Annotated in this window: 14 protein-coding genes and 1 other annotated feature; of the genes, 1 reads left to right on the forward strand and 13 read right to left on the reverse strand. The window is 26.5% G+C overall.

Annotated features, from left to right (window positions below; all coding sequences use genetic code 11):
- Nucleotides 1-150: 150 nt before the first annotated feature.
- The 9 genes from ACWPW7_RS02610 to ACWPW7_RS02650 form a co-directional block, all read right to left on the reverse strand.
- Entirely contained in the window at nt 151-573 is a 423-nt protein-coding gene (locus ACWPW7_RS02610) for a hypothetical protein (protein WP_454052245.1), read from the reverse strand.
- 435 nt (nt 574-1,008) lie between these two features.
- Nucleotides 1,009-1,554, reverse strand: coding sequence for a hypothetical protein (locus ACWPW7_RS02615; protein ID WP_454052246.1), 546 nt, complete (start codon nt 1,552-1,554; stop codon nt 1,009-1,011).
- Between the two features lie 116 nt (nt 1,555-1,670).
- Nucleotides 1,671-2,048 (reverse strand): hypothetical protein, encoded by a 378-nt coding sequence (locus ACWPW7_RS02620; RefSeq protein WP_291564346.1) that lies wholly within the window; start codon nt 2,046-2,048, stop codon nt 1,671-1,673.
- A 236-nt stretch (nt 2,049-2,284) separates the two neighbouring features.
- A complete protein-coding gene (locus ACWPW7_RS02625; RefSeq protein WP_454052247.1) occupies nt 2,285-2,491 on the reverse strand; it encodes a BhlA/UviB family holin-like peptide in 207 nt (68 codons plus the stop codon).
- A 153-nt stretch (nt 2,492-2,644) separates the two neighbouring features.
- Nucleotides 2,645-3,922, reverse strand: coding sequence for a serine--tRNA ligase (serS, locus tag ACWPW7_RS02630; RefSeq protein ID WP_454052248.1), 1,278 nt, complete (start codon nt 3,920-3,922; stop codon nt 2,645-2,647).
- 76 nt (nt 3,923-3,998) lie between these two features.
- Nucleotides 3,999-4,205, reverse strand: a binding site (T-box leader).
- Between the two features lie 58 nt (nt 4,206-4,263).
- On the reverse strand, nt 4,264-4,500 hold the full coding sequence (locus ACWPW7_RS02635; RefSeq protein ID WP_291564358.1) for a DUF1667 domain-containing protein: 237 nt from the start codon (nt 4,498-4,500) through the stop codon (nt 4,264-4,266).
- Nucleotides 4,501-4,512: 12 nt separating this feature from the next.
- The gene (locus ACWPW7_RS02640; RefSeq protein WP_291564361.1) at nt 4,513-5,907 is read right to left on the reverse strand and encodes an NAD(P)/FAD-dependent oxidoreductase; all 1,395 of its coding nucleotides are present in this window, start codon (nt 5,905-5,907) and stop codon (nt 4,513-4,515) included.
- A 25-nt stretch (nt 5,908-5,932) separates the two neighbouring features.
- Complete coding sequence (locus ACWPW7_RS02645; protein ID WP_454052249.1) at nt 5,933-8,641, reverse strand: UPF0182 family protein; 2,709 nt, start codon at nt 8,639-8,641, stop codon at nt 5,933-5,935.
- Between the two features lie 225 nt (nt 8,642-8,866).
- Entirely contained in the window at nt 8,867-9,385 is a 519-nt protein-coding gene (locus tag ACWPW7_RS02650) for a 3H domain-containing protein (protein ID WP_454052250.1), read from the reverse strand.
- Between the two features lie 224 nt (nt 9,386-9,609).
- Between ACWPW7_RS02650 and ACWPW7_RS02655 the strand changes: the two genes are divergently transcribed.
- Nucleotides 9,610-9,879 (forward strand): hypothetical protein, encoded by a 270-nt coding sequence (locus ACWPW7_RS02655; protein ID WP_454052251.1) that lies wholly within the window; start codon nt 9,610-9,612, stop codon nt 9,877-9,879.
- 287 nt (nt 9,880-10,166) lie between these two features.
- Here the strand turns inward: ACWPW7_RS02655 and ACWPW7_RS02660 are convergent, their stop codons facing one another.
- The 4 genes from ACWPW7_RS02660 to hutG form a co-directional block, all read right to left on the reverse strand.
- Nucleotides 10,167-10,667 (reverse strand): HD domain-containing protein, encoded by a 501-nt coding sequence (locus tag ACWPW7_RS02660; RefSeq protein ID WP_454052252.1) that lies wholly within the window; start codon nt 10,665-10,667, stop codon nt 10,167-10,169.
- 274 nt (nt 10,668-10,941) lie between these two features.
- On the reverse strand, nt 10,942-11,883 hold the full coding sequence (locus ACWPW7_RS02665) for an IS3 family transposase (RefSeq protein ID WP_454055460.1): 942 nt from the start codon (nt 11,881-11,883) through the stop codon (nt 10,942-10,944).
- Nucleotide 11,884: 1 nt separating this feature from the next.
- Nucleotides 11,885-12,181 (reverse strand): transposase, encoded by a 297-nt coding sequence (locus ACWPW7_RS02670; RefSeq protein ID WP_454052253.1) that lies wholly within the window; start codon nt 12,179-12,181, stop codon nt 11,885-11,887.
- Between the two features lie 245 nt (nt 12,182-12,426).
- The gene (gene hutG / locus ACWPW7_RS02675) at nt 12,427-13,443 is read right to left on the reverse strand and encodes a formimidoylglutamase (RefSeq protein ID WP_454052254.1); all 1,017 of its coding nucleotides are present in this window, start codon (nt 13,441-13,443) and stop codon (nt 12,427-12,429) included.
- Nucleotides 13,444-13,478 lie beyond the last annotated feature (35 nt).

Here is a 13,478-nt window from a genome sequence, read left to right on the forward strand (position 1 = left end):
TGTCAAACTCACATTTACCATTATATTTATTTCTGTCATATATGTCAATAGTTATTAGAAAATTTTTGTATTAAAATTGTACAATTTTAATATATCTTAGCTTAATTATAAAAATATAGTAGGAATTTAAAGCTTATATAAGGTTATTTATTAAAAAAACTGATCTACAAATTGAAAAAATTCTCTAATATTCATGCTAATTTTATTAAGAGTTATTTTTACTTCTTTTATTATATTAATTCTTTTAATGTCTTCAACGTATTTTTCTACTTCTTCTATCAAATTATCAATTTTCTGATTGGTTGTATCATGCTTCTTTGAATTTAAATCAAATTCTTTAAATGTTTCTATGAATTCTATTTGACTATCCTCATCTACATTTTTAGATTTACTAACTTCTTTATTATTATCTTTTTCTTTTAAAGGTTTATGTGTATTTGTAGCTATAGCTTGAACTTTTTTTACATGATTTCCTTTACCAAAAAAATTTACTGTTATTATTGATGAAATACATATTAAAATAGTGATTGCTATTAAAAGCACTTTATTTCTTTTCTTCTGTGGCTTTTCCATAATTATCACCTCTAATGCAATATTACCAGTATAGTATGATAAACTTCAATACTTTTTTATGTTTATTACAAAAGAGTAAGATTGGTAAGCATTATGTAAGATTAAATATATGAACTCTTCTATCGCAATGGTAAGGTTTTCATATGAAAGTAGGCTATGAGGATTTAGTATTTCTTTAAAATGTTGATTTTCTTTATAAAAGCAATTCTATAATCCAATTTAGACATTTAAATTTAAATTTAAATAATAAATATATTATAAAATTTATATAATTATGACATATTTATTCGCAAAGGTTATGATTTATTTGCGAGCATGTTCACCACTATTTTTTAACGTTTACGAACACATTTTTAGCCTATCCGCAAAGGTATACCTTTACGAATATGCTGAAAATAAAAAAACCTAAGTAATCAACCTAGGCTTTCCAATCTTTTATTTTTTAGTTTCTGATGCTATTGAATTAATCTGATCAAAATAATTTATCACTTCACTACTTAGTTCAAATCTCCATATCCCTACTTTACCATTTTTATAAAAATTAGATAAAGGTACTTCCTCAAGCTCTTGAGAAATTAAATAAACTTTATTTAATTTATTTATCGCATTATTCACCTTTTCAATCTCTTTGTCTAACTTTTCTGAATTAATTTCATTCAAATAGTCAATAAAAGGTTTCATAGGAGTATTAAATTTTTTATTAATATTGCTAAAATCCAAACTATCATTTAGACAATATAACTTATAAGATAAATTTCTTATTATATCAGCTTTATCTTTAATAGTATTAGCATTATTGATTTCCTTATTATAATCATTCATTATTAATCCAAAAACTTGAACAGAACTATATAAATTCTTATATATCATTTTATTTGCTCTATGTTTTAAGTTAGCTAATGAAGCAATTGAGAATATAAGTATCAATGTCAAAATTACTATAGTAACTTTATGTTTGGTTTTGAATTCAATATTATTCATTGTTACACCCCTTTTTTTATCCCTACTTATATAGTATAGAAAAAAATGACAAAAAACAATAAGGTATTTCAATATATAATACTGAAATACCTTATTATATTTGTGATTTACTTTTGTTAGTCTAGTATTGTAGTTAATCTACCTGTCAATTTCCAATATTGTTTATTCTTTCCTTGATATACCCATACAAAATCTTGGAAAATCGAAACGGAGTTAGCTTCCCCATTTGCCATTGCTCTGTATGCAGTTCTTAAAGTTTCATATGCAGCTTTAGAATAATTTATTTTTTCTGCACTTGATAATGTCTGTGTAACTGAAACTCCTGATACAGCATATCCGAATCCTGGAACCATTGAAAGTAAATCACTTATTACGCTTGTAAAGACATTAACATCTTTAGCAAATACATCGTAAAAACTATCCATAATCCTTTCTAAAGTCCTTAAATCTGTAACTAAAGAACTCTTTGATCTAATCTCTCCTGCTTTTGGCATAATAATATTCCCCCTTAAATTTAATATTTATTTTTTATAAGACCTTTAGTCGACTATGTTGCCTTACATACTATATAAAGAAATTTATGTGGTAAATGTCACCCTGGCTTTTAAATTTATTTTTTATATATAATTTAAAATTTGATATTTATTTTCTATAAGACTTTTAGTCGACTATGTATCTTACATACTATATAAAGAAAGTTGTACACTAAATGTAACCCTGTATTTTAAATTTATTTTTTTATTTTTTCAAATACATGATTTTTTATTTCTTCTACATCTTTTTTTACATCTTCAACTATGTTCAATTTATCTGTTAATTTAGAAATTATATCTTGATAATTCTTCTCTCTTTCCTCTTGCTTCAAATCTCTTTTTTCTTGCATTTTTAATATATAAAAAATAAGAATTATACTTAAAGCACTCCATATTCCCTGCATTGAAGCTAATTTTATAAAATAAAAAAGATACGAACTAAGCTAACCTAGTTCATATCTCTTTAATGTAAATTATTGTTATTTGATTAAACCGATAAATTATCTTTCAACTACATCTTTAAATTTATAAGATTTTTTAACTTTATTTTCTCTACACTACATAACTTCTCTTCCACCCATATATGGTCTTAAAACCTCTGGAATTGTAATTGTTCCATCAGCATTTTGATAGTTTTCAAGTACGGCAGCTACTGTTCTTCCTATAGCAACACCTGATCCATTTAATGTATGTACAAAATTAGGTTTACTTTTAGCATCATCTTTATATTTAATATTTGCACGTCTTGCTTGGAAGTCTTCAAAATTACTACAGCTTGAAATTTCAACATATCTATTATAGCTTGGCATCCAAACTTCTAAATCATACTTAAATGCAGCAGTAAATCCTAAATCACCTTTACATATCTTAACTACTCTATAAGGAAGTCCTAATGCTTTTAAAACGCTTTCCGCATCATTTACAAGGCTTTCAAGCTCCTTATAAGAATCTTCAGGTTTAACAAATTTAACAAGCTCCACTTTATTAAATTGATGCTGTCTTACAAGTCCTCTTGTATCTCTTCCTGCTGAGCCTGCTTCAGATCTAAAACAAGCACTATAAGCAGCATATTTTATTGGAAGTTTATCTCCCTCTATTATTTCATCTCTAAAAAGATTTGTAACAGGTACTTCTGCTGTTGGTATTAAAAAGTAATCTGTATCAGCAACTTTAAAAGCATCTTCTTCAAACTTTGGAAGTTGCCCTGTTCCTGTCATACTATTTCTATTAACCATAAATGGAGGTAATATTTCTGTATATCCATTTTCATCTGTATGCTTATTTAAAAAGAAGTTTATTATAGCTCTTTCTAATCTAGCACCTAATCCTTTATATACTGTAAATCTTGAACCAGTAACTTTTCCACCTGCTTCAAAATCTAATATTCCTTTTTCTGTTCCTAAAGTCCAATGCTCTTTTGGCTCAAATTCAAATTTTCTTGGCTCACCAAATTTTCTTACTTCTACATTATCTTCATCAGTATTTCCACTCGGAACTTCAGGATTTGGTATATTAGGTATTCTAAGCATTATATATTTTATTCTTTCATCTATTTCTGAAAGTTCTACATCAAAGCTTTTAATTTTATCAGCAAGCTCTTTCATTTCTGCCATTATATCATCAACCGATAAACCTTCCTTTTTAAGCTTTGGAATTTGAGATGATTGAGTATTTCTTTTATTTTTTAATTCTTCAACCTCAACTAATATATCTCTTCTTCTTTTATCTAAAGCTACAACCTCATCAATAACACTTATATCAAAATTTTCTCCTCTATCATTAAGCGCTTTTTTTATTTCTTCAATATTGTTACGAATTCTTTTTAAATCTAACATAAAAAATTCCTCCTACAAGTTTATTTTACTTTTATTAATTCTAAATTTTTTCAAACAAAAAAGAGCCTTCAATCCCAAAAGGGACGAAAGACTCCGCGTTGCCACCCTAAATTGAATAATATTTAAAGAATATTATTCCTCTTAATTATAATAACGGTAATTACCGTACTGCTCATCACAGTCCCTTCAAGTTGGATTCACAAAGTTTAACATATCAGCTTACACCATGCACTGACTCTCTTTAATGTTAATAATTTGCTACTAGTCTCTTCAACGGTTTAATCTAAATATTTATTTTGAAGATAATTCTATATCTTAATATATGTTTTGTCAATATAAAATTAATTATTCTTATATATATTTTTAGTACATACAATATCCACACCGGTATTTAATATATTTTTGCATACTACATCTCCTATTTTTATAGGAGGTCCAATATGAATTCTACTTAAAGCTTTTGAACATTCAAGCCATAATTCTTTATTTATAGGCTTGGTGCTCTTTACAGGAGCTATATCATGCTTATTAGAGCCCTTAACTCTAACAATGGTAGTTAATATTTCTTGATTGCACATATTTATCATTCCTTACATTGTATCAAATTCTTTAATTCTACTTAACACTACTTTAGAGTTTTTTGAGTTTTTAACTATTTCTGTTATATGTTTGTCTGTTTCTCTAGCTAATATAGAAATTATAACTTGATTGCAATAAGATCCTCTACAATTTCCAAACCCTGCACCTGTTCTTCTTTTTACGCCTTCTAATGTACGAGCACCTAAAGGTCTTCTTATTGCATCTACAATTTCACCTTCTGTTATATTTTCACATCTACAAACTATTTTACCATACTTCTTATCTAAATCTATTATCCTTTTTCTATCTTCATTGTTTAAATCTCTAAATTTATAGCACTCTCTTCTTCTATCTATAAAATCTTTTTTTAATATACAATTTAAATCATTAACTACCATTTTACAAACCATATCAGCAATAGCTGGTGTCATAGTAACTTTTCCAAAATGCTTAACGCTTACATTAATATAACCATTATCATTTAAATTATCATCAATAACTACAGGCTCGTCGTATAGACTCCAGTCAAGAACCATTTTAATACTCTTTGCATCAACCTTTCCAGTTAAATGAGATAATTTATCTATAACTATATCATAGTTTACATTTTCATCTGTGCTTAATGCTCCTATTATTTCGCCATTCATTGTTGGGCGTATATACCGTCTTTCTTTATTGTCTATATCAAAAATTATGTTCGAGTACAAATTATTATAGCTTTTATCTACTATAAAATATTTTAAATTATTTTTATAAGCATCTTTTATTTTATTTTTGTTATAATCTCTCCCTAAATCCTTTTGAGAGGTTGTGTTTATAACTATTTTACAAGTAAATTTATTTCTATTTGTTTCAACTTTAAATCCTTTTGATGTGTTTTCAATATTTAAAACTTCTTCTTCTAACTTAAATTTTACCCCATTATCAAAGGCAATTTCTCCATAAGCTAATGCTAAATCATAAGAGCATACTACACCCGTATTAGGAATGTATAGTGCCTTTTTAAATCCTCTTTGTAAATTAGGCTCTACTTGATAAATTTCTCCATCACAAAGTAGCTTAACTTCCCTTATTTCCTTCTCTAGAGCTATTTTATACATTCTTTCAATTTGTATTTCTTGCTCCCTATTTTTAGCTACATATAATGAACCACATCTTTTAAAAGGGACATTAAATTTACTTACATAACTGTCAATCATTTTATTGCCTTTTCGAATTAATGAAGAGCTAAGTGTATCTTCACACTCAAGCCCATCATAAATTGTTGCTGTATTTATTAATGCTGCGTCTGAACCAATATCATGGTCTTTTTCTATTACAGCTATATTTAAATTATATTTTGATAATTCATAGGCAACGGCACAACCTATCATGCCGCCACCTAATACAAGCACATCGTAGTCCATAATTCCTCCATAAATTTAACTTGTACTATTTAGAAACTTTTTCTATTTCTTTACCAAGTGAATTTATATATTCGCCATATTTAGCCCAGTCTCCATTCTTTTGAGCTTCTATTGCTTTATCATACAATTCTTTAATCTTCTTAATATCAGCATTATCTGTGGCTGTAATCACTTTATTTTCATCTCCAGCTTTATCCTCATAATTAAACAATTGAGCTAATGCACTTTCAATATTATTAGCTAAAACTATTTGATCCCCGTATCCTACAATTACATTTTTCATTTCTGGAATACTTTTTTCTCCTGCTGCTCTTAAATAAAGAGGCTCAACATATAGTAAAGATTTTTCTATTGGAATAATTAAAACTTCTCCAAATTGAACTTCTGAGCCTTTCGTATCCCAAAGAGATAATTCCTTAGATATTTCTGGATCTTGATGTAATTTTTGTTTAAATAACATAGGACTATATACGGTACCACCTGTAGGAAATTTATAGAGGAACATTTGTCCATAATTTTCTCCATCCATTCTTACTCCATACATAGCTACCATATTATCCCTACCTTTAGTATTAAAATATTCTAATACTACCATTTCATCTTTTGTTTCATTAGGTAATCTCATAATAACATAGGAAGCTTCATTTAATTTTTCTTCTTCACTTCCATCTATTTTTTCTTTATCACTTGCTATGCTCCATACATCATCACCATTATAAAACACTCCAGGATCTTTTACATGATATTTACCTAAAACTTGACACTGAATATTAAATAAATCTTCAGGGTATTTAAAATGTTCTCTTAAAGATTTAGGTGCCTCTTCAACATCTTTAAATAATGGTGGAAATATTTTAGAGTAAGTAACGGCTATAGGATCATTTTTATCTACAACATAAAAGTTTGTAGTACCATTAAATGCATCTATTATAACCTTAACAGAGTTTCTCATATAATTTACGTTATTATCTAAAGGCTGAGAAAAAGGAAACTTATCTGTTACTGTATATGCATCCATAATCCAATATAATTTACCATTATCTACAACTATATAAGGATCTCTATCATATTGCAGAAAAGGTGCTATTTTATTTACTCTTTCTTTTATATTTCTGTGTATAAGTATTTGACTATCCGTATTTATATCTTGAGATAAAATAAACTTAGGATTTTGATATTTGAATGAAAATAAAATTCTATTTAGCATAGACATTCTTATTCCAGCTTCTCCATCATAGTTATTAGTTACATTTTTTCCGCTCATAGGATAATCAATTTCACCAAGATCAGTATTAACTATACTATAGTCATTTGTACTTTCTCCAAAGTATATTCTTGGATTATCTATCTTTATATCCGTTTTATTTTCTATAGGTACATTACTAATAACAAAGTTAGGTTGTCCTTCACTTGTTACTGAATTAACCTTACTCATTACAACTCCATATCCATGAGTATAAGACAAATGCCTATTCTGCCATGTATTTGAGTTATCATCTAATTTATTTAAATCTAACTCCCTAGGTGCAATAAATACTTGACTGTACTTTCCATTAATATTATATCTATCTATATCAATATCATTGAACCCATAATAATATCTTATATATTGAAATTGATTATTAAATTCTAATGCTGGCTTATATGCATTTATCTTTATATTATCAATTATATCCTTGTTATCTTTTATATCTTTTTGAGTTAAATTATTAATAACATTATAATTTTCTTCTTTAATTTCATCAATATTAAAAGCTTTTCTTGTATAATCAATATTATATTCAATAAAGGGTTTTTCTAAAGTCTTTTCATTAGATTGAACTATAAACTTTTCAACAAAGGTTGTAGATACCCCTTCCCCTATAATCAGTACAAACATTAAAACAATTGAATAAATTATAGGTTTTACTTTAGATGTAATTATACTAAAGAATACTACTACTGACGCCACTATCCCTACTATTGAAATAGCCCTATAAAATTTCAAGCTAACTTTCATATCTGTATAACTTGCACCAAAAGCTGCACCCTGTGGTGAATAAACTAAGTTCCATGCATTAATCATATATCCAAAAGCTATAAACAGCATAATTAATGCTGAAAGTACAGCTAACTGTTTACCTGCAAAATTTGTTATACCACTTTTAAAGCTTTTAAAACTTTTATTATTTATATTAACAACTTTGTCCTGTATTTTATCTTTAGCACTAAAAGAAATATAAATTATAAAAGTAATTATTACTAAAATAACTAACAAAGAAATTATGCTGCTATATAATGATTGTATTAAAGGCAGCTTAAATACATAAAAAGAAATATCCTTATTAAATATAGGATCACTTAAATTAAAGGCTGTTGAATTTGTAAACTCTAATATTCTATACCAATAATTTGATGCAAAAATATAGGAAAAAAACATAGAAACTAAAGCATTTATAATTAAAAATACTTTAAATATCTTTTTCTCTTTAGCTCTATTTCTTTCTATAACTTTTCTCATTTTCATGATACTAGGTTTTAAGCTTATATAATATACTGTTATAGCAGTAAAAATAATAATAAATACAGGTATCATTAACTTTAACGTAGCTACAACTCTTTTAAAATATATAGATAAATATCCTAATTCTTTAAACCATTGATAATCAACTAATATGTTTATGCTAGAAGCTAAAATCAAAAGTATTAATATTATCATTATTATAAAAGAAAATACTATTCCCTTCTTCTTCACACTATCACCTCTTATCCTTTTTCAAACAAGTATATATTAAGTTTTATATCTCCTCTCATAATTTTTTTCTTAAAATATATAAAATTAAATAATTAGCTAAAAATTTTAATGATACTCTCTTTTATAGAAATATTGAACATTTATTTTCTTAAAGCACATAAATATCTGTACATCTTAATAATACTATTATTTAAACATAAATCCTATATAGAATAGTATATTAACTTATATATTATCTACCAAAAACCCTTTATTTTTTAATTCATCTATAATGTTATCCATAGCTTCTTCATTTTCTGCACTAATTGTATGAAGATGAATTCCATTAGTTAATAAAAATAATGGTTCTGCTTCATACTTATGAAGGTTATCTATGAAATTTTCTACATCATATAAATTTTTTACCATAAGCATTCCCTTTATTTCTCCATATAACGGATGCTCAACAATAACATCCTCAATTATTCCACCATACTTAACAATAGTTTTCATTTCTTCTTCTATATTTTCTTTATTATGTAAAGTAGCAATTACTTTTTTAACTTTCATAGTATCGTTATTAGGCACAATATAACCTTCAGGAGTAGCAATTATATTAATACCCTCAGCTCTTAATATAGCTATATCTTTTACTATAATTTGTCTTGTAACACCAAAAATTTCTGCTAATCTTTGACCTTTGTAAGCGTCATTACTTTTACATAATACTTCTTTAATTTTTTCTCTACGAATTTGTGAATTCATTTTTTCCTCCATTTTACATATATAAAATATATTTTTAAGGTATAAGTATATTTTAACATTATAAATATCTATTTATAATAAAAATAAATAGATATTTATAAACTATGCTCTTTTCTATAATTCCTGCTATGAAATATATATATTATTATAATATTATTACCAATTAATGTAAATAAGTGATATAATATTTTTATATTTATTTTATAGAAATGGGAGGGTATTAAATGCATATAAGAAATAATTTTATATCATATTGGAGCAATTGGAGGAAGAAAGGACAAATTCTTTACATCTTAAAACATACTATTATCTATGTATCCATATTTATATTAGCTTTTGGAATTATAAATAATATTAAAACAAAACATATTTTAAATAAAAATTCTCTAATATTTACCATATTAATAGGATCTTTTTGTGGAGTTGTTTATGGCATTAACTCTTGGAAAAAATATAATAAAATATATTTAAATAATCTTAAAGAAAATAATTAATTAAAGATTCTTAAAATATTTTATATCTTAGGAAAATCTATATTCGACATATAGTTATCTTATATATTACTTTTATGATTCAGTATACTATAAAATATATAAGAGTACTAACTATCCTTATAATTACTTATCCTCTAAAGATTCTTTTAATAAAATCATTTTACTTCAATATATAAATATTAACTTAAAAAAATCACTATTAAAAATTAATATTTAATAGTGATTTTTCTTATGTAATATGAAGGTAATTTATAATTCTAATTTAAATTTACTTTTAACAAGTAGAATCAATTTCTATCATCACATTTTTTTAATATGTCCATGGAAATATTTTGGTAATTATTTGTATGATGATATCTTATCAAATTTAACAAATTATCATCATAATTATATTCTTTTAATATGTTATATCCTATTTCACCATGATTATAATAAACATTTATAAATTTTATATTATCAAATTTTTTTAATCTGCCTTTAGTAATAAAATCTAAAACAACTACTATAGATTTTTCTATAGGATTTAAACTCTTATATAACTTACCTATATCATGAAGAAAACCTGCTCTTATTAATGTATTTATTTCATCATGATTTAAAGATATTTTTTTAGTTTCTTCTAAAATATCCTTAGCTACATTTATACAATGTTTTCTATCATAAACCTTAAGTTTATTAAATAATTCAATTTCAAAAGGTTCTAAATATCTATTAATAAATTCTATATCTTCATCTGTAATTTTAGCTGTTACAGCCTTAAAAAATTGTTTTACTCTATAAATAAACATATATAACTCCTAAAATGTATGTTTTCATATATATTACTCTTAAATTTAATCTCTCTAAAAATGATCAATCGTTATTAGCATTATTAACCAGACTCAATTCTCCATTATCAGTGGAGAATTGACAATTATTGTTTAAATTAGTTTTATCAAACCAACCAATTTCTTTAACAGATTTATAATAAAAGTGACTTCATCACTTTTAAAAAAATAAATTCAAAACTTCTCGTGAGAGAAGTATCCATAATTGTCGGATTAGTACCCCTCAAATGGGACACTATATGCTAATTACTAGCTCATTCTTAAAGTTACAATTTTTTAGATTATAGAACTCATCAGGAGTTCTATAATCTATTGATGAATGAACTCGTATCGTATTATATCCATATACATATTTATCAATGATGGCTTCCGCCTCTTCTAAACTATTAAATATCTTACCAGCTAGGCACTCATCTTGAAGATATCTATGATATGACTCTATATGTGCATTATAGTTTGGGCTATGTACTGGGATCCTTTCATGAATCGTCTTTTCTTTTATACATAACTTTTCAAAGCCATGAGCTATAAACTGTGAACCATTGTCTGTACGGACAGTAAGTCCGTCGGCAGCATCTTTGATACCTCTGTTGTACAATGCCGTAAGCAATACTTCTTGTGCTGCCTCAGCATTAGCAGAAAGTGATAGCTTACATGCTATAATACTTCTATCAAAAACATCAATAATTGAAGCTAAATAGGCAACTTCACGTGTACCAGCAATATAGACATACTTCGTATCCATCTCCCAAAGTTGATTAGACTGTTTAACTAAGTGATTTTTGCAAATACGTTTATACCTAGTAACTGGTTCTTTAGATTTTTGTATCATCCCTAATACTGTCATTAACCTATGCACCTTTTTCTTGTTTATCCTTAAGCAATACTTTCGCTTAAGAACTGCCGTAACCTTCTTGTAGCCATAGTGTCGTCCATAGTCACAGGACTTTATTTCCATAATATACTTTTGTATCATTAAGTCACTTATTTTTACATTATCAATATTGTAGCTAAATCCAGGAATAATTCCTTCTTTCTTTTTAACTACTATATTTTCATGCTTTTTACTTTGTTTCCTTCGATAGTATGTAGACTTATTCAGTCCAAGTATTCTAAGAATACTTGATACTGGTGCTCCACATGCTATCCATTCCTCTGCATATTCATAATAATCTATTTCATTTTCTTTTTTTTAACAAATCTCTCAATACTGCTATTTCTAGGTCTTTCTGTTTATTTTCTTCAACAAGTTTTTTATACTCTTTCTTATAATTCACAATTATATTTTCTTCTTTAGGTTCCTTTGGTTTCAATGTTTGTTGATATCTCCTATAATTCCCTTTCCACGTTGAAAGCAATTTAGGATTAATATCATATTTTGTAGCAACTAAAGCATTGCTTCCATACTCTAATGCCTCCTTAACAATTGCAACTCGTTCTTCTTCTGTAAATTTTCTTGTAAATTTTATGCTCATAGTTCTCCCCCTTAATCTTACTTTTTATTGTATGGTCATTTGAACGAAGTGTCCAACATCTTGAGGGGTACTATATGAGTTGTCCATTGTCAATCGTCAATTCTCAATTATATAAATATAAGCTAAAATAATTTGTTAACACAAATTTATGGGTATATAGGTTAAACTTATGAGTGGTGCATCTATATATGTCTATTATATACAAATATATTCAAAGAACAAAATTTAAAACTATATTCTTTATCTTAATAGCTATATTCTAAGTTATATTGCTTACAAATAGTATTTACTAGAGCAAATATTATTACTGCTGCAGTATTTGAAGTTATATTATCTTTATCAAATCTTGGAGCTACTTCACATATATCAAAGTTCATAACCTTTCCTGACTTCAATATATGTTTTAAGACTTGAATTACCATTTCAGGATCTAATCCAACAGTTTGAATTGCACTAACACCTGGAGCAAAAGCTGCTGAAAATACATCAGAACAAATGGTTACATATATGTAATCTTGTTTTTTTATAAAATCTTTTAAGACTTTAATAAGTGCCCATCCATCACTAGATACTATGTCTTTTGCAAGGGCATATTTAACCCCTAATTTATTAGCAGTTTTAAAAAGCTCAATTGTATTACTATGTTCTTGAACACCAACACAGAAATAGGAAAAATCCATATCATTATTTTTACAGATATCTGATATTTGCCTAAACATAGTTCCAGAGCTTCCTTCCTTATCATAAGGTCGTAAATCAAAGTGAGCATCAAAATTTATTATGCCAATCTTTGGTTTATCACATATAGTTTGTACATTATTAAAGAGCCCTCTAAAGTTCGCTAAAGCAGTTTCATGTCCGCCGCCTAATACAATTGGGAATATATTTAAACTAAGAAGTCTAGCTACAGATTTAGATAAAAGTTCTTGTGCTTCACTCAAACTTAATCCTTCTGCAACTATGTCACCTACATCAAATATATTTACACATTCATAAAAGTTGCAAGGGAAGTTTGCCATTTGAGTTCTTATGGATATTGGACCATTTATTGCACCAACTCTGCCTTTATTTAATTTTATACCTATATCACAACAAAAACCTAATATGCCAAAGCTTAAGCTTTCTACAGGCTTTATATTTTCATCCCATAAATTTAATGGTTTAACATGTTGGTGCCATCTAAAAGCATCGTAGTTGGAAGTACTGTCCACTCTTCCACTCCAAATGCTCTCATCCATTGGTATATAATTTTTACTACACATAAATTCATCTCCCATTATAATTTTGTAACTATATA

Source organism: Clostridium sp. Marseille-Q7071 (assembly GCF_965112025.1).